This window comes from Yersinia sp. 2553 StPb PI (assembly GCF_052217105.1).
Lineage (GTDB): Bacteria > Pseudomonadota > Gammaproteobacteria > Enterobacterales > Enterobacteriaceae > Yersinia > Yersinia enterocolitica_E.
Genome location: NZ_JAZGPX010000002.1, coordinates 1116960 through 1138172, shown reverse-complemented (window position 1 = coordinate 1138172; position 21213 = coordinate 1116960). Strand labels below are relative to the sequence as shown.

The window sequence follows — 21213 nt, the reverse complement described above, 5'->3', positions numbered from 1 at the left end:
TGGTTATTAAACCCTGCCATTGATTTGGCGGGGTTGTTTTGTTTTATAAATAAAAAATAATAATAGCCAATTAGATCGCCATCACAAATTAATATCTGATTAAAAAATTAATCTCTAAGAAAGATCTGGATCACACAAATAATTATCCATATAAATAGAATATGAATCCACATAAAGTGAAACGTTGTTTCTTTGATTGTGGAATTGTTTTTTAGTCGTATGTTGATTTTTATAAAATTGTTAATGATTGTTGTTTTAAATAACCATAACCCTGGGATTATATAAAAAATGAAATTTAAATTACTTACTTTGGCAGTGGCATCTGTTATCAGTTTTAGTTCTGTTGCAACAACAATTGACTATCGGCATGAAATGAAAGATACCAGTAAATCTGATCATAAAGACCGTTTACTGATCTCCAACCGTTTTGCCAATGGTTTTGGTTTATCTTTAGAAGGGAAATGGGGCCAGCACAGCTCTGATACTACGCCTAATAAACCATTTAATGAGCAAGTCAGTAATGGTACCGAAGTGGTTGCCAGCTACGTCTATCAATTCAACAAAACATTCCAGATTGAGCCTGGTTTCTCATTAGAGTCATCATCTGACTCGAACAACTATCGCCCTTACCTGCGCGGTAAAGTGTCCTTTACTGATGATTTCTCTACCTCACTGCGTTATCGCCCATATTACAAGCGTAACCAGCCAGCTCAGACCAAAGCAACAGAGAAAGGCCATGAGTTCACCATGCTGTTTGCTTATAGTTTCTTGAAAGACTATTCAGCAGAATACGAATTAAACTACAAGAAATCTGAAGATGAAATTCTGGCAAATAAAGAAAAAGAAGAATGGAGTCATGATCTGAAAATTGCTTACAAATGGGATAAAAACTGGAAGCCATATGTTGCTATCGGCAACGTAGCAGGTAGCAAAACGACTGACGAGCGTCAAACTCGCTACCGTGTCGGTGTGCAGTACAGCTTCTAATTATTATGTTGTTATGAGTACCCTCATCATTATTTGTTAAATTATGCCCATACCCGTATTACTTTGGGGAAAAGTCGACTCCCGGTCACTTTTCCCCTTTTTTTATCAATGTAACTTCATTTCAGCCCAAGACCTGATATTTCCCCCCTGAATACTCACGTTAAACTCCCTGCTCTCAGCCAGAGAAAAATGAGACATTTAGTTACAGCGTAACGGCTATCCACGCCAAGATAAATCTCATATACTGGATAAATCAACAGCTACAGACTCGGAATTCAAGTATGACAGGGGAAGGACACCTTATTTTTTCTGTCGCCTGCGCTATCTTTGCCAAAAAAGTCGGTCTTACACCGGAACTGGCACAGGGTGACTGGTGGCATATTATCCCTGGCGCCCTGCTAACTTCCCTGCTACCCGATATTGATCACCCAAAGTCAATCCTTGGCCAGCGGTTAAAGTGGCTCTCCACCCCCATTGCTCGTGCATTTGGCCATCGTGGGTTTACCCATAGCCTATTGGCCGTTATTGGTGGTGTGGCACTATTTCAAATGGACATCTCACGCGATTGGATTATTCCCGCAGATGCGTTCCATGCAATGATTATTGGCTATTTCAGCCATTTGCTAGCGGATATGCTCACACCTGCTGGCGTACCGCTGTTATGGCCTTGCCGCTGGCGATTCTGTATCCCGCTATTACGCCCACAAAAAGGCAATCAATTAGAACGCGTATTCTGTGTTCTATTAGTTTGTTTTTCCGTCTATTGGCAAACTGATACCACCATTCCCTTGCTATCCTATATGGAACAATTGAAAAACTTTCGACTGTGATCACATTTTAATGGGTTAATAATCACCAATTTGAATGTATTCCATACAAATCAGGGTAAAAATTTATATAAAATTCCTTTTGGATATAAGTGAGCCTGAAGAGGAACTGCTACCATATGCGGCTAATTGCACCATGACGGTGCTTGGCTCTGTTCTAGATAAAAATAGTAATAGAATATGTGCCAGTATTTAAAATAATAATTTGGAGATATGGGGATGAACCTTCCGCTTGTGATTAACGTGCTGGTATTTGTAGCACTGCTATTACTATTGGCACAAACCCGGCATAAACAATGGAGTCTGGCCAAGAAAGTTTTGGTTGGCTTAGCACTGGGTGTGCTGTTTGGTCTGAGCTTGCAATGGGTATACGGTGCTGATAACCCGGTACTGAAAGAGTCCATCACCTGGTTTAATATTGTCGGAAATGGTTATGTGCAATTATTGCAGATGATTGTTATGCCGCTGGTATTCGCCTCAATCTTGAGTGCTGTCGCTAAACTGCATAATGCCTCTTCGCTAGGTAAAATTAGCGTACTGACAATCGGTACGTTGCTTTTCACCACCTTAATTGCTGCTCTGGTTGGCGTGCTGGTTACCAATCTGTTTGGCTTAACCGCTGAAGGCTTGGTACAAGGTACGCAAGAGACAGCACGTTTGAGTGCCATTGAAAGCAACTACTTAAGCAAAGTGACGGATTTGACAGTGCCGCAGTTGATCCTGTCGTTTATTCCGAAAAACCCGTTTGCCGATTTGACCGGGGCCAGTCCGACCTCAATTATCAGCGTGGTGATTTTCGCGACGTTCCTCGGTATTGCCTCACTGCAATTGCTGAAAGATGATGTCGAGAAAGGACAACGCGTATTAGTTGCTATTGATACGCTGCAAGCTTGGGTGATGAAACTGGTACGTCTGGTGATGAAACTGACCCCCTACGGCGTATTGGCACTAATGACCAAAGTTGTCGCTGGCTCTAATATTCAAGATATTATCAAGCTGGGGAGCTTTGTCGTTGCCTCCTACCTTGGTCTGGCGATTATGTTTGTGGTCCACGCCGTGTTGCTGTCATTCACTGGCATCAATCCGTTGAAGTTCTTCCGCAAAGTCTGGCCGGTGCTGACCTTCGCCTTTACCAGCCGCTCCAGCGCCGCCAGTATTCCGCTGAATGTGGAAGCTCAAACCCGCCGCTTGGGTATCCCGGAGTCCATCGCCAGCTTCTCTGCTTCCTTTGGTGCCACCATTGGGCAAAATGGCTGTGCTGGCCTCTATCCGGCGATGCTGGCCGTAATGGTCGCACCAACGGTGGGAATCAACCCTCTGGACCCAGTATGGATTGCCACACTGGTTGGGATTGTAACCATCAGTTCTGCCGGTGTTGCCGGTGTGGGCGGTGGTGCAACCTTCGCCGCGCTGATTGTTTTGCCGGCATTGGGCTTGCCAGTCACATTGGTTGCTTTATTGATCTCGGTTGAGCCATTGATTGATATGGGCCGGACCGCGCTGAACGTCAGCGGTTCAATGACCGCCGGTACCATTACCAGCCAATTGATGAAACAGACCGATAAAGAGATTCTCAACAGCGACGATGATGGCGATTTAGCCCATCAGTAACCGACGCTAATTAGTCACTCTATTGTGATGACTCAGAAAGCCAGTCAATAAAATGACTGGCTTTCTGCTTTTAAAGTGCTTATTGCCGCTAATTAATTGGCGACGTCAACTACTCTATGGGTGATATTTCTCGACCAACGCCAGAGCAATGGCTTCAGTTTCTATATCTGGTACGCCGCGAATATTCTGCGCCCTGAAATGCATCTGAAAAGCCTTAATAACCTGAATGGTTTCATTATCCAGCACGCCGCTTTGTGGGATTTGATAACCATAACGGGCCAGTGCCTGCTGAATAACAGTAACTGAGCCGATATCATACTTATTTCGACCATCAATATACTTAGCGACTGTTGCGTCATCTGGCCAGGCGCCTATGCCTTGCTGCGCCAAACGCTGCCATGGGAATAGCGGACCGGGATCAGATTTTCGCTGTGGAGCAATATCGCTGTGAGCTACGACATTCATCGGAGCAATATTATAACGCTCGACAATATCTCTGGTAAGGCGCTCAATCAATTCAATCTGAGACTCATTGTAAGGATACCACCTTCTACCCAACATCCTCTCAGTGAAGCCCTTATTGACGATTTCGATACCGATAGAGGTATCATTGAGACTGGTGCGCCCTTCCCAGTAACTCACCCCGGCATGCCAAGCTCTTTGGCTTTCAGCCACCAATTGCAAAACAACCGGTTTGCCCTCAACATTTTGGGGATGTGTTTTTACCAAATAATGGGCACTGACATTACCCTGAGTCAGTATTCGCAGTGATTCAGCATCATCTGTTGCAGTATAATGAAGCACTAAAAAACGCACTCGTTCATTTTGAGCCACTGATGGATGATTAGTATCGATTTTATAATCATCACGGTCGATCAGTTTATGCGGCCGGTCACTGTGAGGGCTACTACAACCCGCCAATAGCAGTAACAAACCCGCGCTTAATAACTTCCTCATCATTTTTCTCCCTATAATATGATTAAGCACGGTTATAGTGACCCAACCGAATTAAATGGACTGTCAACAATACATTTAATTAACAAATCACAAGACCGAATAATACCAAACACAATAAATAGTATTAGATTGATAATTATACATAGAAATTAATGGCTGTTTTAACAACCCAGCTTACCGTCATATCACTGATTTTGGTACGTCGGGCCGCTTACACCTTGGCGCGGGGGATTTACCAATAAAAAACGGCTCCTGGTTAAAGGAGCCGTCCGGCATCGCTGGGAAGGAATAAATAGTTATAATTAACAGCTGATTAAAAATATCCAATAATTATAAAGTATTTACCCTATTTCGCTTTATCCTCAGAAAGGATAATCACGGTAACCCATTTGCTCTGAGATGTTACGTGCTGCGCGATGCAAAGATTTAACTATGTCACTCTTGCTGTCTTCAGAAAAACGCAGCGTCGGGTATGAAATACTTAAGCCCGCGATCACCACACCGAAACGGTCGAAAACAGGTACAGCGATACAACGCAAACCTTCTTCTTGCTCCTCGACATCTTCACCAAAGCCCTGCTCACGCACCAGATCCAGCACTGGCAATAATGCAGCCGCGCTATCCAGGGTGTGTTTAGTGCTACGGGTGAACTCGATATGAGACAAGATTTCCTCTACTTCACCACGGTCACGCCACGCCAATAACACTTTACCAATTGCGGTACTGTGCAGTGGGTTACGACGACCAATACGGGAATGCATCCGCAGGTTATACATAGAATCAATTTTATGAATATAAACAATGCTGTCTTCATCCAATGCACCCAAGTGAATAGTTTCACGAGTTTCATTAGATAATTCACGCATCTGTATATCTGCGCTACGAATCAAATCAACATTTTGTAGCGCTTTAGCCCCCAGCTCAAATAACTTCAGCGTAAGGGAGTATTTCTCTGATTCGCCTTCCTGAGCAACATACCCCAGGGATTTCATGGTCTGGAGAAAGCGGTAAACCGTACTTTTAGGCATCATTACACGTTGGGAAAGCTCGGTAATACCAATTTCCCGTTCTTCACCCAATGCTTGTAAGATGCCAAAAACCTTCAGAACCGACGACACAGAGTCGGGCTGTTTATCTAGATCTGCAATAGCCATTTCTTGGTTACCCTACTCAGTTTTCTGTGTTTCATAAAACAATATGTTTTAAAAAAAATAGAACAGTGGTTTTATTATAAAGGGAAGTTGCGAGACTGTGCAATAAACCAATGTGAATAATAAGATATTAACCTTGCAGACAGCAAATTAGCCTCTTTCCATGAAAGAGGCTAGTGCAAAATTTAACTATTGCCAGACTGATTCAGGCAAAGTAGCCAAATAAAGTGCAGGTTTGCCATGAACATCAGATGTGAACAGAACTTGTTTATCATCAGGGGTAAAGGAAGGATGTGGATGCGTCACCTGCCGATCACCTTCAAACACCTGCCATGAGGTATCGTGGCGAGCAACACGATGCTGGCTGCCATTTTTCATGTTGAATACATACAGGAAAGGATCGTTTTCGATCTTATAGCCGCTATCGTCTTGTACATCTACCGGTGCATCTGAACCATCGCCGACCATCAACGTACCGTCATAGTTACTCATCAGATGGGAACACGCCGGCATAGAGGTCAATTGGCGATTTTCCAATGTCTGTGGGTCAGCACTGTAGATAAAGCGATCCGGGCTGCCTTTCAAATAAGAGACATACACCAGCGCCGAACCATCGGGTACCCAGAACTCATGGGTGCAGCTTTCGCCTTCAGCATGAGTTTTCACTTTACGCATGTTGCTGCCATCTTCATTGATTAGCCACATACGTGCATCAACCAGATCGTGTGGACCTTCATGGCAGAATGCGACCGTACTGTCATCATAAGGGCGATAGATTGGGTGACCTAGCCATTGATTCTCTTGCAAAATCACCGCCGACTCACCGGTTTTCAAGTCAACACGCATCAAACGGCAACAAGGCTTAGTGAAATAGAACTCGTGGAATTTTTTCCAATCGGTCAAGGGGACCCAGTCTTCGCGTTTAATTTCAATACCGACCAACTTGGTACAATCTGAATTGGCGACCCAGGTACCGTAACCCACCCACTCTTCAGGCACCTGATAAACCACGCTCTCTTCCAGTGTGGCAAGACAGACTCGCATCAGGTTACGCCCATCTTTGACATAAAACAGTGCATCATCTTCAGGTGACAAGAAACCACCAAAGGTATTGTCGCCACGCCCTTCTGTCAGTTGTGTTGCCACTTGCGTGTTGAGATCCAACAAGTAGTAGTTCCACGGACCATCAAAAGCGCCGCCGAACAATAACTTACTGCCATCACGGGTGAAACATTTTTGATAGAAATAGTTACGGTGGCAAGTGACATCAGGCGGCGTTAACCGTGTAACTTGTGCACCGGTAGAGGCATCCTGATATGTGTGAAATGTCAGGGGGATTTGTTTACCTTTGGCCATCAGGAAAGTCCTTAAAATCATCAGAGAATTAAAATTTGCCCGCAGAGGAACCTGTCAGGCTATTACTATCTCACATTATAGAAACGATGTTTCATTTTTCCGTGATCGCGGTTCTATTTTCACTGATTTAGCCAAATTACTGTGCTTATCAGCCTGTTAATCTGATTGCGATAACTGTACAACATCGCTATTTACAAATAAGCCGGCTGGCAAGGATGCATTCAAGCACAATACTGGTTAGCATATAAACACTTACCTACATCATTATTTTTACAGATAAAACCTATGATCCCATCATCAAACGATGGCATGCCGGTTCCTCAGCGCTATGCTGCAATATTGGTTATTGCACTCGGTATTACCATAGCGGTGTTGGATGGCACTATCGCCAACGTAGCTTTGCCAACCATCGCTCGTGACCTCAATGCCAGCCCAGCCACGTCTATTTGGGTCGTGAATGCTTACCAGTTAGCTATCACCGTGTCGTTGCTCTCAATGGCATCGCTGGGCGATATCATCGGTTATCGGCGGGTTTATCAGGCAGGTTTACTGGTGTTTAGTGTGACATCGCTGTTCTGTGCTCTGTCTGACTCCTTATGGACGCTAACATTTGCCCGTGTGCTGCAAGGGCTTGGCGCAGCAGCCTTAATGAGTGTTAATACTGCATTGATTCGGATTATTTATCCACGAGCACAACTGGGCCGTGGTATCGGTATTAATTCATTGATTGTGGCCGTTTCCGCCGCCGCCGGTCCCACCATTGCCGCGGCGGTGCTATCGGTTGCTTCATGGCAGTGGCTATTTGCCATTAATGTCCCCATCGGCTTGTTGGCATGGTTGTTAGGTATGAAGTATTTGCCTGCCAATAATATGAAAAGTAACGGTAACCGTTTCGATTTTACCAGTTGTGTGATGAATGCTCTGACCTTTGGTTTACTGATAACCGCTATCAGTGGCTTTGCTCAGGGACAAAGCCCAACCCTGATAGCGGCTGAAATTATCGCATTGCTGCTAATTGGTTTCTTCTTTGTACGCCGTCAACTTAGTCAGTCTTTCCCGCTGCTTCCGGTTGATTTACTGCGTATTCCTATTTTTGCATTATCAATCGGCACTTCTATTTGCTCTTTTGCCGCACAAATGCTGGCAATGGTGTCACTGCCCTTCTTTTTACAAACTGTTCTGGGCCGTGATGAAGTGGCAACCGGACTGCTGTTAACCCCATGGCCGTTGGCAACCATGGTGGTAGCCCCGATAGCCGGGCGATTAGTCGAACGTTATCATGCAGGATTATTAGGCGGGATAGGTTTGGCGGTGTTTGCCAGTGGTTTGTTCCTGCTAGCATTGCTGCCAGCCAACCCGAGTGATGTGGATATTATCTGGCGGATGGTGCTATGTGGTGCCGGTTTTGGCCTGTTTCAGTCGCCGAATAACCACACCATTATTTCTGCTGCACCGCAACATCGTAGTGGTGGGGCCAGCGGCATGCTAGGCACCGCCCGTTTACTCGGGCAAACCTCTGGGGCGGCATTAGTGGCATTAATGTTTAATCTGTTCTCAACCAGTGGCACTCATGCTTCTCTGGTGCTGGCTGGCTGCTTTGCCAGTATCGCCGCATTGGTGAGTGTGCTGCGCATAAGCCAGAAACGTGGCTAGACTCGGGTTGCAATAAAAAAACCCCGCTGGTGGGCGGGGTTTTTAATCAGAAGAGTTGGTGGTGGCTACTTCAGATACTGGCCTGAACGTAGCGCTTCAATACGTTTGTCCAGCGGCGGATGTGACATAAACAGCTCGCTGAAGGTTTTGGACTTACCATTAATGCAGAAAGCCATCATGTTGCCTGCTTCCTGTGGCTCATAGCTGGTTTTCAGCCGTTGCAGAGCCGCTATCATCTTCTCACGCCCTACCAGTTTCGCTGAGCCGGCATCAGCGTGGAATTCGCGATGGCGCGAGAACCACATGGTGATAATGCTGGCCAGAATACCAAAGACCAATTCCAAGACCATTGATACGGCAAAGTAGACCATCGGGTTACCAGCGCTACTGCTTTCATTATCACGGTCCCCTGATAGGAAACCGGCCGCGACTTGCGCAATCAGGCGTGAAATGAAAATTACAAAGGTATTCACAATCCCCTGAATCAAGGTCATGGTGACCATATCGCCGTTAGCAACGTGGCTAATTTCATGAGCAATAACGGCTTCTGCTTCATCACGGCTCATGTTCTGCAATAGACCTGTACTCACTGCCACTAAAGAGGCATCACGACGAGCCCCGGTCGCAAAGGCGTTAATATCCGGTGCCTGATAAATAGCAACTTGTGGCATAGCAATACCGGCTTGCTGAGATTGGCGACGTACCGTATCCAGCAACCAGCGCTCAGTTTCATTGCGCGGTTGTTCGATAACCTCACCACCCACTGAACGCAAAGCCATCCATTTGGACATCAGCAACGAAACAAATGCGCCGCCGAAACCGAACAGACCAGCCATGATCATCAGCCCTTGTACACTGCTGGACTGAATACCTGTCAGGCTTAGTACCAACCCGAACACCAACATGACTGCCAGGTTGGTGAGAAGGAACAGAGCGATACGCATCATAAAAATTTATTTCCTTATTGTTTTAAGTCGACACTGTGTTGAGTCACATGGGTCTTAAGTCAAAATTGGCATAATCCTGGATGATGACTTAGCCAAATTACTACTGAGATACGCTGATCGTATGGGCATCTGATAAATTTTCAAGGCTTGTTAAGTTCTAACAGAGTAAATCAACATAACTTTACAAATTTGGATACTTTTCATTACATATTTTGCTATTTTTTCGCCAATTGATAAATTCGGCGATGAAAAAAAGTAAAAAAAATCCGGGCTCTTTTTAAGGCCCGGATCCTTCATATTATCTGCTGACTTATTTTGCCGCAGGTGCTGCCGCTGGTGGTGATTCAACTTGCGGCTGCGCTTTTTCTTTATGAGCCAAATCCAAAGCAATATGAACAGTCTCATCCAGATAAGGGTCTGGCTCCTGATAGTCTTTTGGCAAATCCTCCAATGACTTCAGTGGCTTTTTACCTTCACGCTTGAAACGCTCATTCAAGCGATTCAGCCGCGTGGCATCATCATCATGGTTCTCTTTTTCACGCTGAGCGTAATTGAGAGAGACGATGTTGCGTTTTTCTTTCAACGCTTTATAACGCTCAATATCTTGCTGAATATGCTGGAATTCAGGATCAGCGGCAATCCGCGCTGTATGTGCTTTCAGTAACTCCGGCTCCAGTGGCTTCAGATCACCACTCTTGACGTAACTGGCCGCATTGATACTGTCCCAAGGCAAGGCATTGTCTTCGAAACTCTCACCCGTTTCCGCCGGATCAACACCGGTTGGCATCACGATATCCGGGGTTACCCCTTTACGCTGAGTACTGCCACCGTCTACCCGATAGAATTTCTGGATAGTGTATTGCAGTGAACCTAACGCAGGCCATTCCGGGCGCAACATTTGATCATAAATACGATTTAACGACCGATACTGTTGAACAGTACCTTTACCAAAGGTTGGTTCACCGACAATTAATGCACGACCATAATCCTGCATGGCAGCAGCAAAGATTTCGGAAGCGGATGCACTGTAGCGGTCCACCAATACCACCAGCGGGCCTTTGTAGTACACCACGCCATCAGTATCACTGTCTTCACGCACTTTGCCGTTGTTATCCCGCACTTGAACCACCGGCCCACTCGGAATAAACAAACCGGACAGCGACACAGCCTCGGTCAGAGCACCACCACCATTACTGCGCAAGTCAATAATAATGCTACTGACATTCTCTTTCTCCAACTTCTGCAATTGCACCTTAACGTCTTCGGTCAGGCCAACATAGAAACCAGGGATATCCAGTACACCGACACGCTCTTTGCCGATAGTTTTCACCGACATTTTCACTGCGCGATCTTCAAGACGAATGCGTTCACGGGTCAAGGTTACAGTGCGCGGTTTAGTACCTTTACCGGCCGGTAAAATCTCCAGCCGCACTTTACTGCCCTTCGGCCCTTTAATGAGTGCCACGACATCATCGAGACGCCATCCAATCACATCCACCATCGGCTTACCGGTTTGACCCACACCGATCACCCGATCACCTACGGCGATAGTTTTACTTTTCGCCGCGGGGCCACCTGGAACCATAGAGTTGATTAAGGTGTAATCATCATCCATTTGCAAGACAGCGCCAATACCTTCCAGAGACAAGCTCATTTCAGTATTGAACTGTTCGGTATTACGTGGCGACAGATAGTTGGTATGCGGGTCAATTTCATGCGCAAACGCATTCATAATTAGCTGGAACACATCTTCGCTATTACTTTGCGTCAAACGCTTAATGGCCGCCTGATAGCGTTTTGTCAGCGTCTCTTTGATTTCTTTATCCGTTTTACCGGTTAATTTCAAATTAAGCTGATCGTACTTAACTTTTGCGTCCCAAAGCTTATTCAGCTCAGCTTCGCTGGTAGGCCAAGGTGCTTTACCACGGTCAATATCAATGGTGTCATTACCGGTAAAGACCATTGGCCGGTCCAGTACTGACAATGCATATTGATAGCGCTCAAAGCGGCGTTTTTGCGCCAAATTGAATAAAGCGAAAGGCGTGTCCAACTGGCCTGATTTTAACTCATCATCCAGCGACTGCTTTTTATCCGCAAACTGTGCCACATCTGATGCCAACAACACGTTATGGCTGTAATCCAGCATGTTGAGGAATCTATCAAATATTTTGGCGGAAAACTGATCGTCCAGTGTAAATTGACGATAGTGAGAGCGAGTGAAGCGCGATGTTACGCGCTCACTCACGGTTGCATGCTCGGGTTCCTGACGCAGTTGAGGTAGCTGATCGATGCGATAGGTGGTATCCGCTGCGTAACTCGCCCCCGCCAGTAACAAGCCTGCGATTGCTGTTAGTCTGACAAATTTGTTCATGCCTAGGTTGGCCTCCGTATCAGAACTGCAAGTGTTCTGCGCGCACAATCATCGCCAGACCGGAAGATAGCTGCACCCGTACGCCATCTTTAGCGATTTCTAATACGGTTGCATCCATCGCGCTCTTACCTGCTCTGACTTTGATTTCTTGACCAATTTGCAGTTTAGAGATATCTGTGACCGGCACAGGGCGTGGCTGGTTTTCCTCGGCCTGTGGCCGAGGTGGCCGAGCCTGTGGTGGGCGAGGTGACTGACGAGGCTTGCGGTTTTCCGAAGCCACACCCGCTTCACGACGCGGCGCAGGTTTTTTACCTGCCGGACGTGGGCGACGTGGCTCTGGGGTTTCACCCGCAGCAATGGCAGCTTCGCGCTTTTTAGCTTGTTGTTCAGCACGTTGTGCCTGAACACGGGCTTTCGCCTCTTCTAGCTGTTTGCGGGCATGTTCTACATGTTGCTCTTCCAGCACACCACAAGGGTTGCCGTCTAAATCAACACGTTCAGCACCGACTTTGACCCCATAAAGATAACGCCAGCTTGAGGTATAGAGACGCAGCGCAGAACGCAATTGCGTTTTGCTTAAATTCTCTTCCCCCTGAACACGTTCGACCAGATCTTGAAAAATACCGATCTTCAGTGGACGTGCTTCGCCTTCGGCGGTGAAGCAAAGCGGGAACCGCTCAGCCAAAAAGGCTATGACTTCTTTACTACTGTTCAACTTAGGTTGATTTTCCATGAAATTTCCTGATTACAACGGGTTTGCCAACCAGCGCAGGCATGAACAGGCGTCATTATAATGACGCCATCAGCAATTGCCACGTTATCCGTATATCAACTTGCAGTCTGTGTGACATATTTCTCACTGTCACACAGGTCAAGATGCTCGCAAAGCCCCGCCACAACTGAGATTAAACCCAATTCATCAGCGTCATCAAAGCGATCATAAACAATGCTGTCGATATCCAAAACGCCGATAATTTTACCCTTCACAGTGATTGGCAGCACAATTTCAGCATTACTTGCGGCGTCACAGGCAATATGTCCGGGGAATGCATGCACATCCGCCACTCGCTGAACGCGGTTTTCTGCCACGGCAGTTCCACATACGCCTTTGCCGATTGGAATACGGACACAGGCGATTTTCCCTTGAAAAGGACCCAGCACTAATTGTTTGCCGTCGATCAAGTAAAAACCGGCCCAATTCAACCCATCAAGACGCTCATAAAGTAAAGCGCTGGCATTAGCCAAAGTAGCAATGAAATTCGTTTCACCTGCAATCAGGGCACTCAAGTCACGTTTTAATTCCGCGTAGAATTCTGCTTTTTTCATGTAATGACCGTTAGAAACCTAAGAATAGCCAGAGGCGATAGTTATGCTTAGCTTATATAAAGTAATCATTAAATACCCTTGGCTACAAGGTTATTCCGCTATAACGAAGTAAAAGAGTTATCGCCATCGGGGGTTTGGCCCGTTTTGCCCCTTGTTTTGACCGATTGCTCTGCTACCATCCGCGCTATTCTTTATAAACCGGTGTCAGCATCAGGGTTTTATAATATGAAGGTACATGCCATTCAACGGCCACTCTCCACTGCAAGGGTTCAGCGTTGCTGCCAGTGCGATGCGCTATTTACCCTGCCGCCGCTCAATGGTACACAAACAGCCTATTGCCCACGATGCAGCGCAAAAATTGCCAGTGGGCGCGATTGGTCCCTTACCCGCCTAACCGCCATGGCGGTTGCCATGTTACTGCTGATGCCATTTGCTTTTACCGAGCCGCTGATTACCATTCGCCTGCTCGGCACGCGGATTGATGCCAGTCTGTTAGAGGGTATCTGGCAAATGAGTCGTCAGGGCGGCCCGATTACAGCCAGTATGGTGGCATTTTGTATTATTGGCGCTCCCGTTACACTCACCGCATCGATTCTGTATCTGCGTATCGGCAGCCGGATTGGCATGAACCTGCGCCCGGTGTTATTGATGCTGGAGCGGCTAAAAGAATGGGTCATGCTAGATATCTATCTTATCGGTATGGCGGTGGCCTGTATTAAGGTCAAAGAGTATGCGGACGTTATGCCCGGTGGCGGGTTGATAGCGTTTCTGGCTCTGACGTTACTCAGTATTCTGACGCTGGTGCATTTGAATCTGGAGCAGTTGTGGGAGCGATTTTATCCCCAGGAGCAGCCCCCCGGCCCCCGGGAAACATTGCGCATTTGCCTGTCATGCCATTATACCGGGCACTGCGATGCACACGGCCGCTGCCCACGCTGCCATACCCCTTTGCGCCATCGCCGCCGCCATAGCATCCAAAAAACCTGGGCGGCGTTAATTGCCTCGATAGTCCTGCTGTTGCCTGCTAATCTTTTACCGATATCAATTGTTTATGTCAATGGCACCCGCATGGAAGATACTATTTTCTCCGGCGTGGTCTCTTTGGCCTCATCGGGTAACCTGCCCATTGCCGCGGTGGTGTTTATCGCCAGTGTGCTGGTGCCGTTTACCAAGGTGATTGTGTTGCTAACATTGTTGCTCAGCATTCATCTAAAGACGCAACATAGCCTTAAAACGCGCATGCGATTACTGCGACTGATTACCTGGATTGGCCGTTGGTCGATGCTAGACCTCTTTGTTATTGCGTTAATGATGTCGCTGATTAATCGTGATCAGCTCCTTTCCTTCACTATGGGACCGGCAGCCTTCTATTTTGGGTCTGCGGTCATTTTGACTATCCTTGCTGTTGAATGGCTCGATAGCCGATTGATTTGGGATGCACATGCAACAGGAAACGCCGAGTACACCGACTGAGGCACAAATTAAACATAAACGCCGGATATCGCCTTTCTGGTTGCTGCCTTTTATTGCCCTGCTGATTGCCGGTTGGCTGATTTATAACAACTGGCAGGACCGCGGTACCGAAGTCACTATTGATTTCCAGTCTGCCGCCGGTATTGTGGCGGGCCGAACCCCGATTCGCTATCAGGGCGTTGAAGTCGGGATGGTGCAATCCATCAGTCTGGATGATGACCTGCGCAATATAAAAGTCACCGCCAGTATCAAAAATGATATGGAAGACTCATTGCGAGAAGGGACACAGTTCTGGCTAGTGACGCCCAAGGCCTCTTTGGCCGGGGTCTCTGGCTTGGATGCGCTAGTCGGTGGTAACTATATCGGGATGATGCCAGGCGAGGGCAAACCGCAGAGCCACTTTACCGCATTGGATACCCAGCCTAAGTTCCGCCTGAATACCGGCGAATTGATGGTTCACCTCCATGCCCCCGATTTGGCCTCACTCAATAACGGCTCTCTGGTTTACTACCGTAAAATCCCGGTGGGTAAAGTCTATGACTACAATATCGCGCCTGATAATAATGGCGTTGTCATTGATGTACTGATTGATCGGCGCTTCGCCAAATTGGTAAAAAACGATACCCGCTTCTGGAATGTGTCTGGTTTTAAAGGTGACTTCAGTCTCAGTGGCGCGTCGGTTCAAATGGAAAGTCTGGCTGCCTTGGTCAATGGTGCCATTGCCTTTGACTCACCCAAAAACAGCCCAGATGCGAAACCGGACCAACCCTTTCAGCTCTACCCCGATTTAGCACATAGCCAACGTGGTGTGGCAATTACGCTGGATTTACCCAGTGGGAGTAGTTTAAGCGAGGGGAGAACACCGCTGATTTATCAAGGGTTACAGGTAGGCACCCTGACCAAAATGACACTTCAACCGGACAGTAAGGTGACCGGTGAACTGACCATTGACCCTTCAGTGGTCGATTTGATGCGTGCAGGCAGCCGCATTGAAATGAACAGCCCCCGAATCAGTCTTAATGATGCCAAACTGAGTGAACTCTTGACTGGCAATACATTAGAGTTAATCCCGGGTGAAGGGGCACCACAAAAACACTTTACCGTGCTACCAAGCAGTAAAAGTCTGTTGCAGCAGCCCAATGTGCTCGAATTGCAATTAACTGCACCGCAAAGTTATGGCATTGATATCGGCCAGCCGATCTCGCTACATGGAATTAAAATTGGCCAAGTCTTGACCCGTGAGCTATCAGCCGACGGTGTTACCTTCACGGCAGCAATTGAAGCCAAATACCGTGATTTGGTGCATAAAGACAGCAAGTTTGTGGTGAACAGTCGGCTGGAGGTAAAACTCGGGATTGATGGCATTGATATTCAGGGTGCCAGTGCGCAGGAGTGGATTGATGGCGGTATTCTGATACTGCCGGGCAGTAAAGGTGCAGCCCTGAATAAGTATCCGCTGTATAGCAGTGTCGCCAAAGCTACCGACGGCATTTTAGGCAACGCCCCCGCCACAACACTAAGTTTAACTGCTGCCAGCTTGCCCGATGTGCAAACCGGTTCTGTGGTGTTATATCGCAAGTTTCAGGTAGGTGAAATTACCCATATCAGGCCAAAAGCCAATGAGTTTGAAGTAGATGTCTATATTCAGCCCGAATATCGCAATTTACTCACTGATAAGAGCATTTTCTGGGCCGAAGGTGGGGCGAAAGTCCAGTTGAACGGCAGTGGGCTAACTGTGCAGGCATCTCCATTGAATCGCGCTCTAAAAGGAGCTATCAGCTTTGATAATCTGGAAGGTGTGACACTGGATAAGGGGGCCAAACGCACCTTGTATGGTAATGAAACCGCCGCCCGTGCTGTCGGTAGTCAAATCATCTTGCGCACCTTTGATGCCAGCAAACTGGCAACCGGCATGCCGATTCGTTATTTGGGTATCAATATTGGCCAAGTCGAATCGCTGAAACTGGCACCAGAGCGCAACGAAGTGTTAGCCAAAGCCGTGCTTTATCCAGAATATGTGCAGAACTTTACCCGGGCCGGTACCCGCTTTTCTATTGTCTCGCCGGAGATATCAGCCGCAGGGGTCAATAATCTGGACACCTTGTTCCAACCTTATATTAATGTAGAGCCGGGTAAAGGTGGCACATTACGTACTTTTGAGTTGCAAACCGCCACTATTACCGACTCCCGTTATCTTGATGGGCTGAGCCTTATTCTGGATACCGCTGAGGCAGGATCATTGCAAGTTGGCACACCGGTCCTCTTCCGTGGGCTTGAAGTAGGTACTGTTACCGGGTTTAACCTTGGTGCGATGTCTGATCGCGTGCAAGTATCGATACGGATCAGCCAGAAATTCCAGCAGTTGGTGCGGCAAAATAGCGTGTTCTGGCTGGCATCAGGGTACAACCTTGAATTCGGTCTAACCGGTGGTGTGGTGAAAAGCGGCACCTTCCAGCAATTTATACGCGGCGGCATTGCTTTCGCGACCCCACCAACTACGCCACTGGCCCCTAAGGCCAGCATAAATCAGCACTTCTTGCTTAACCCAGAAGAGCCGAAAGATTGGCGCAATTGGGGTACAGCAATCCCCCGCTTTTAGGTGCTCATCAGGGTAGCTCACACTGGGCTGCCCTGATAATTCCCCAACATCATTTCCGCATAAAGATTAATCTTCGTGTGCGATCTGCTGCTCACTCGGTGTCACCACCACATCCAGCACACATTGACGCAACCAGCGGTGCGCCGGATCAGCATCCATGCGCGGATGCCACAACATCGAAACCGTAATAGTCGGTAAGGTTAAAGGAAGCGGAAAACTGTACATCCCTCGGCGCAGATTCTGGCTATGCCGTTCGGGAACCGTCGCCACCAAGTCCGTCCCTCTCACCAGCGCCAATGCGGTGGATATAGAATCAACCGAGGCGATAATATTCCGTTCAATCCCAAGTAATTGTAGTGCCTCATCAATCGGCCCTTTATGGCCCTGACGCCGTGAAACCACAATATGCCCCTGAGTTGCATAACGCACGGGGGTGATGTCCTCCCCACATAGCGGATGACCATCACGCACTACGCCCATAAAGCGATCGCGGAAAAGTGCCCGTGTTCGTAATTCAGGGCTGGCAGTCGGGCCCACCACCCCCGTTTCCAGATCCACCATGCCATCACGTAACAATGCGCTGTCTTTATTCAATTTTTGCATGAAATGCAGTTGCACATTGGGGGCTTGTTGATGAATCCGAGTCAGCAATGCGCCGCCAAAGTTTTCGACAAAGCCATCGCTGGTACGCAAAGTGAAGGTACGCATCAACTGTGCCAGGTCCAGTTTTGCCGCAGGCCGCAGCGCCGATGTGGCTTCTTGTACTAATTGGCTGACCTGTTCACGCAGTTCAAGTGCTCTTGGTGTCGGTACCAAGGCGCGCCCTGCCCTGACCAGCAAGGGATCACCGGTTGTTTTACGCAATCTTGCCAACGCCCGGCTCATCGCCGATGGGCTAAGCCCTAATCGCTGGGCAGCACGCGCTACGCTCCCCTCGGCCAGCAGAACATTGAGTGTGATTAATAAATTGAGATCAGGTTTTGTCATGTACTGACTCTAGCACAACCTCATGCTGACATGGCGTTTTATGCATGGATAAACTGCATTCCATGCGCCTTCCGCCTTATGATGTAATGCCCTAGTCTCTCCTGAACAGGTCATTCAGGAGTTAATCTATTAATGAAAATCAATACCGAAAACATCAATAGTGACATCATCGCCAACAGTGCGCTAAGCAGAATAGTTATCAGCCTCTCACTGCCGATGCTGCTTTCTTCATTAGCAACCAGTATCGCCAATGTGGGTTTACCCACGTTAACACTCACTTTCAGTGCCTCTTTTCAAGCGGCGCAGTGGGTCGTTTTAGCCTATTTACTGGCGATTACCACCTCGGCCATCAGCATTGGCCGTTTGGGGGATATCACTAACAAACGCCGATTGTTGAATGCGGGGATTGGTTTATTCACAGTGGCCTCTCTGGGTTGCGCGTTAGCCCCTGACATCGGAGTGTTAATTGCTGCCCGTGTGTTACAGGGATTAGGGGCCGCCACCATGATGACACTGACTCTGGCGCTGGTCGGTGAGGCGATTAGTAAAGAAAAAATCGGGCGGGCGATGGGCATGCTCGGCAGCATCTCGGCTATCGGCACGGCACTTGGGCCATCAGTGGGCGGCATGTTAATCAGCGGATTCGGTTGGCCAGCGATGTTCCTGATTAACATCCCTTTTGGGTTATTAGCCCTATTTTTGCTATCACGCTATTTACCCATCTCCGACTCATTCCCTAGCACTAACAACGAATTACAACAGGCCCATGGTGGTTTTGATCCTCTTGGGATGCTATTGCTGGGCCTGACTCTGGCACTGTATGCCCTTGCCATGACGCTGGGCCATGGCACCTTCGGCACACTTAATTTAGTGTTATTACTCGCTGCGGTAATCGGCATCGGATTATTCATCTGGGCGGAAAAGAACACCTCATACCCATTAATTCAAACCGCTATGTGGCGCCACTCACAACTGCGTAGTGCATTGATAGTCAGTGCATTGGTCACCACTATCATGATGGCAACATTAGTCGTTGGGCCATTCTATCTTTCACGGGCTTTTGCCATGAGTACACCATGGGTTGGATTGTCGATGTCCGCCGGCCCGATAGTCGCGGCACTCATCGGGGTTCCTGCGGGTTATCTGGTCGACAGATTCGGTGCTCAAATGATGGTGATTACAGGATTAACGGCGATCACTACCGGGGCAATTGCACTGTCGATGATCGGGCCAATTGCCGGCCTGCCCGGCTATATTTTGCCGGTCTGCCTGATTACAGCTGGCTATGCTATTTTCCAGGCTGCGAATAATACGCTGGTGATTAAATCTGTTGGCGCGCAACAACGAGGCATTGCATCCGGCCTGCTGAATCTTTCGCGCAATCTCGGGCTGATTACTGGCGCCGCTGTCATGGGGGCTATTTTCGCCTTTGCCTGCGCCCAGCAAAACATTCAATTAGCAACCGTAGATCATATCACCCAGGGAATGCAGTTTACTTACCGCATAGCCGCCCTATTGGGCGGTACTGCTTTAGCTATTTCTGCAATATATTCAAAAAATAAATCTAATCAATAGCCAGGATCTTTGATATGGATCTCAGCATATCCTTATTTGGCTGAATGGATTCATGCCAGTAAACCCCCGATATAAAAACATCAATTTATCTTGAATAAAATAGCTAACCCATTTTTAAATTTTTGCCAGTACAAATAGGAATAAATGATGTAAATGAGATGGATAAAGATTTTTTAATTAATTTTAAACACTTTCTAAATCTTGCTGCTATTAATTAAATATCTAAATTTTTAATGATTTGTTACATAAACATTAGTTTCGCTACGTTATTGGCGCAACTCTGTTCTCGCTTACCTGGCTGCAAATTAGATGATTAAGGAAGCAATAATGAAGAGAATCTTACTTATTTTAGGTGCGGTGATGGTACTACAGACAGCGCCAGTGCAAGGTGCAGGTACCGCCAGTGGAACACTAAACGCAACACTCAACATCATCGCCGGTTGTTACATCGATAATGGTCTCGGGAGTGGCAACTTAAGTAATCTGGGCACTGTAAATTTCGGCACAGTGAGCGACCTAACCGCACCTCTTAGCGTGACATTCAGTGGCACGACCAACGATTCACTTAAATTGCATTGCAGCAATAATACCGCTTATTCCATCGCAATAGATAATGGGCTGCATGACAACTCTGGGCAACGCCGACTGGCTGGCGGAACATCAGAATTCGTCAATTATAACCTTTACAGAGACAACGGTTTTCTTCAGCCATGGAATGCGACGCCAGTATCCGGCACGGTTGATGGAACGGGCACTGGGTTGGCCACCGCGATCCCACTGACTATTTATGCCCGCGTCCCTGTTCAAACGACACCCAGTGTCGGCACCTATCTCGATACTGTTACCGTCACTGTTACCTGGTAATGGCAGGCCGCTTGTTTGCTCTGGCCGCCACTTGCAGCTTGTTACTGCTGCCACTTTTTCCCGTTGGGGCTATAACGAAAAATGCCAATATCACCGTCCGTGCCACGCTATTGCCCACTTGTACTGCGGGCACCATTGTTAATGGCGCAACCAGTTTTGGTACCCTGAATTTCGGCACTGTGGTGGCGTTAACTACTCCGATTGCCGTCGCCGGTCAGGGAAATAACGGTGCCATTTCCGTCCAATGCAGTAAGGGGACCAGTTTTAATGTGCTACTCAATGGCGGGCAGAGTGGTAGCACTGCCAGCCGTTATTTGGCCGGCGGCCCGTCAGGCCAGCATGTTAATTACAACCTGTATACCGATGCGGCACATAGCAAAGTTTGGGATAACCTGACTGGCATTTCCCAGATTGCTAGCGGATCAGTGGTGATCATTCCGGTTTATGGTCTGGTTTTTGCCCAACCGACCCCGGCGGTAGGGACTTATACCGACACCGTTCAGGTCACGGTGAATTGGTAAATATTATG

Annotated in this window: 17 protein-coding genes; 9 read left to right on the top strand and 8 right to left on the bottom strand. The window is 47.6% G+C overall.

What is annotated here, in order from left to right:
* The first annotated feature begins 288 nt into the window (after positions 1 to 288).
* The 3 genes from V2A84_RS06495 (at position 289) to V2A84_RS06485 (ending at position 3425) form a co-directional block, all read left to right on the top strand.
* Entirely contained in the window at positions 289 to 987 is a 699-nt protein-coding gene (locus V2A84_RS06495; RefSeq protein ID WP_083158664.1) for an oligogalacturonate-specific porin KdgM family protein, read from the top strand.
* 281 nt (positions 988 to 1268) lie between these two features.
* Positions 1269 to 1817, top strand: a complete 549-nt coding sequence (locus V2A84_RS06490) for a metal-dependent hydrolase (protein ID WP_005182936.1) — start codon at positions 1269 to 1271, stop codon at positions 1815 to 1817.
* A 216-nt stretch (positions 1818 to 2033) separates the two neighbouring features.
* Positions 2034 to 3425 carry an L-cystine transporter gene (locus V2A84_RS06485; RefSeq protein ID WP_372569244.1) on the top strand — a complete coding sequence of 464 codons (1392 nt, stop codon included), beginning with the start codon at positions 2034 to 2036 and terminating at the stop codon, positions 3423 to 3425.
* 114 nt (positions 3426 to 3539) lie between these two features.
* Here the strand turns inward: V2A84_RS06485 and V2A84_RS06480 are convergent, their stop codons facing one another.
* The 3 genes from V2A84_RS06480 to ogl all read right to left on the bottom strand — a co-directional run bounded on the left by V2A84_RS06480 (position 3540) and on the right by ogl (position 6889).
* Positions 3540 to 4382, bottom strand: coding sequence for an N-acetylmuramoyl-L-alanine amidase (locus V2A84_RS06480; protein WP_442849115.1), 843 nt, complete (start codon positions 4380 to 4382; stop codon positions 3540 to 3542).
* A gap of 362 nt (positions 4383 to 4744) precedes the next feature.
* A complete protein-coding gene (gene kdgR / locus V2A84_RS06475; protein WP_050077553.1) occupies positions 4745 to 5536 on the bottom strand; it encodes a DNA-binding transcriptional regulator KdgR in 792 nt (263 codons plus the stop codon).
* A gap of 186 nt (positions 5537 to 5722) precedes the next feature.
* Positions 5723 to 6889: an oligogalacturonate lyase gene (gene ogl / locus V2A84_RS06470; protein WP_083158661.1), complete on the bottom strand. Its 1167-nt coding sequence runs from the start codon at positions 6887 to 6889 to the stop codon at positions 5723 to 5725.
* 285 nt (positions 6890 to 7174) lie between these two features.
* On the opposite strand from ogl, the gene V2A84_RS06465 reads away from it, so the two are divergent.
* A complete protein-coding gene (locus V2A84_RS06465) occupies positions 7175 to 8542 on the top strand; it encodes an MFS transporter (RefSeq protein ID WP_083158660.1) in 1368 nt (455 codons plus the stop codon).
* 65 nt (positions 8543 to 8607) lie between these two features.
* On the opposite strand, the gene htpX is transcribed toward V2A84_RS06465, so the two are convergent.
* From htpX to V2A84_RS06445, 4 genes are all read right to left on the bottom strand, one after another.
* Positions 8608 to 9489, bottom strand: a complete 882-nt coding sequence (gene htpX, locus V2A84_RS06460; protein ID WP_005182949.1) for a protease HtpX — start codon at positions 9487 to 9489, stop codon at positions 8608 to 8610.
* A gap of 310 nt (positions 9490 to 9799) precedes the next feature.
* Positions 9800 to 11860, bottom strand: coding sequence for a carboxy terminal-processing peptidase (prc, locus tag V2A84_RS06455; RefSeq protein ID WP_083158659.1), 2061 nt, complete (start codon positions 11858 to 11860; stop codon positions 9800 to 9802).
* 19 nt (positions 11861 to 11879) lie between these two features.
* Complete coding sequence (proQ, locus tag V2A84_RS06450; protein ID WP_005182952.1) at positions 11880 to 12593, bottom strand: RNA chaperone ProQ; 714 nt, start codon at positions 12591 to 12593, stop codon at positions 11880 to 11882.
* 95 nt (positions 12594 to 12688) lie between these two features.
* Positions 12689 to 13186, bottom strand: coding sequence for a GAF domain-containing protein (locus tag V2A84_RS06445; protein WP_083158658.1), 498 nt, complete (start codon positions 13184 to 13186; stop codon positions 12689 to 12691).
* A 225-nt stretch (positions 13187 to 13411) separates the two neighbouring features.
* Here V2A84_RS06445 and yebS point away from each other — a divergent pair, with 225 nt between their 5' ends.
* Positions 13412 to 14659 carry a membrane integrity lipid transport subunit YebS gene (yebS, locus tag V2A84_RS06440; protein WP_442848660.1) on the top strand — a complete coding sequence of 416 codons (1248 nt, stop codon included), beginning with the start codon at positions 13412 to 13414 and terminating at the stop codon, positions 14657 to 14659.
* Entirely contained in the window at positions 14628 to 17258 is a 2631-nt protein-coding gene (locus V2A84_RS06435; RefSeq protein ID WP_083158656.1) for a PqiB family protein, read from the top strand. The genes yebS and V2A84_RS06435 overlap by 32 nt, the downstream gene beginning before the upstream one ends.
* 66 nt (positions 17259 to 17324) lie before the next feature.
* Here the strand turns inward: V2A84_RS06435 and V2A84_RS06430 are convergent, their stop codons facing one another.
* Positions 17325 to 18245 (bottom strand): LysR family transcriptional regulator, encoded by a 921-nt coding sequence (locus V2A84_RS06430; protein ID WP_083158655.1) that lies wholly within the window; start codon positions 18243 to 18245, stop codon positions 17325 to 17327.
* Positions 18246 to 18377: 132 nt separating this feature from the next.
* On the opposite strand from V2A84_RS06430, the gene V2A84_RS06425 reads away from it, so the two are divergent.
* The 3 genes from V2A84_RS06425 to V2A84_RS06415 all read left to right on the top strand — a co-directional run bounded on the left by V2A84_RS06425 (position 18378) and on the right by V2A84_RS06415 (position 21205).
* Positions 18378 to 19820, top strand: coding sequence for an MFS transporter (locus V2A84_RS06425; RefSeq protein WP_083158654.1), 1443 nt, complete (start codon positions 18378 to 18380; stop codon positions 19818 to 19820).
* A 327-nt stretch (positions 19821 to 20147) separates the two neighbouring features.
* On the top strand, positions 20148 to 20684 hold the full coding sequence (locus V2A84_RS06420; protein WP_083158653.1) for a Csu type fimbrial protein: 537 nt from the start codon (positions 20148 to 20150) through the stop codon (positions 20682 to 20684).
* A complete protein-coding gene (locus tag V2A84_RS06415; RefSeq protein WP_083158652.1) occupies positions 20684 to 21205 on the top strand; it encodes a Csu type fimbrial protein in 522 nt (173 codons plus the stop codon). The genes V2A84_RS06420 and V2A84_RS06415 overlap by 1 nt, the downstream gene beginning before the upstream one ends.
* Positions 21206 to 21213 lie beyond the last annotated feature (8 nt).

What these genes read in the sequence shown, in the direction of transcription:
- V2A84_RS06480 (WP_442849115.1), bottom strand. Translation starts at nt 4,382, where the DNA reads ATGAGGAAGTTATTAAGCGCGGGTTTGTTACTGCTATTGGCGGGTTGT.
- V2A84_RS06420 (WP_083158653.1), top strand. Translation starts at nt 20,148, where the DNA reads ATGAAGAGAATCTTACTTATTTTAGGTGCGGTGATGGTACTACAGACA.
- yebS (WP_442848660.1), top strand. Translation starts at nt 13,412, where the DNA reads ATGAAGGTACATGCCATTCAACGGCCACTCTCCACTGCAAGGGTTCAG.
- V2A84_RS06445 (WP_083158658.1), bottom strand. Translation starts at nt 13,186, where the DNA reads ATGAAAAAAGCAGAATTCTACGCGGAATTAAAACGTGACTTGAGTGCC.
- V2A84_RS06490 (WP_005182936.1), top strand. Translation starts at nt 1,269, where the DNA reads ATGACAGGGGAAGGACACCTTATTTTTTCTGTCGCCTGCGCTATCTTT.
- V2A84_RS06435 (WP_083158656.1), top strand. Translation starts at nt 14,628, where the DNA reads ATGCAACAGGAAACGCCGAGTACACCGACTGAGGCACAAATTAAACAT.
- proQ (WP_005182952.1), bottom strand. Translation starts at nt 12,593, where the DNA reads ATGGAAAATCAACCTAAGTTGAACAGTAGTAAAGAAGTCATAGCCTTT.
- V2A84_RS06430 (WP_083158655.1), bottom strand. Translation starts at nt 18,245, where the DNA reads ATGACAAAACCTGATCTCAATTTATTAATCACACTCAATGTTCTGCTG.
- V2A84_RS06465 (WP_083158660.1), top strand. Translation starts at nt 7,175, where the DNA reads ATGATCCCATCATCAAACGATGGCATGCCGGTTCCTCAGCGCTATGCT.
- prc (WP_083158659.1), bottom strand. Translation starts at nt 11,860, where the DNA reads ATGAACAAATTTGTCAGACTAACAGCAATCGCAGGCTTGTTACTGGCG.
- V2A84_RS06425 (WP_083158654.1), top strand. Translation starts at nt 18,378, where the DNA reads ATGAAAATCAATACCGAAAACATCAATAGTGACATCATCGCCAACAGT.
- htpX (WP_005182949.1), bottom strand. Translation starts at nt 9,489, where the DNA reads ATGATGCGTATCGCTCTGTTCCTTCTCACCAACCTGGCAGTCATGTTG.
- V2A84_RS06495 (WP_083158664.1), top strand. Translation starts at nt 289, where the DNA reads ATGAAATTTAAATTACTTACTTTGGCAGTGGCATCTGTTATCAGTTTT.
- ogl (WP_083158661.1), bottom strand. Translation starts at nt 6,889, where the DNA reads ATGGCCAAAGGTAAACAAATCCCCCTGACATTTCACACATATCAGGAT.
- V2A84_RS06485 (WP_372569244.1), top strand. Translation starts at nt 2,034, where the DNA reads ATGAACCTTCCGCTTGTGATTAACGTGCTGGTATTTGTAGCACTGCTA.
- V2A84_RS06415 (WP_083158652.1), top strand. Translation starts at nt 20,684, where the DNA reads ATGGCAGGCCGCTTGTTTGCTCTGGCCGCCACTTGCAGCTTGTTACTG.
- kdgR (WP_050077553.1), bottom strand. Translation starts at nt 5,536, where the DNA reads ATGGCTATTGCAGATCTAGATAAACAGCCCGACTCTGTGTCGTCGGTT.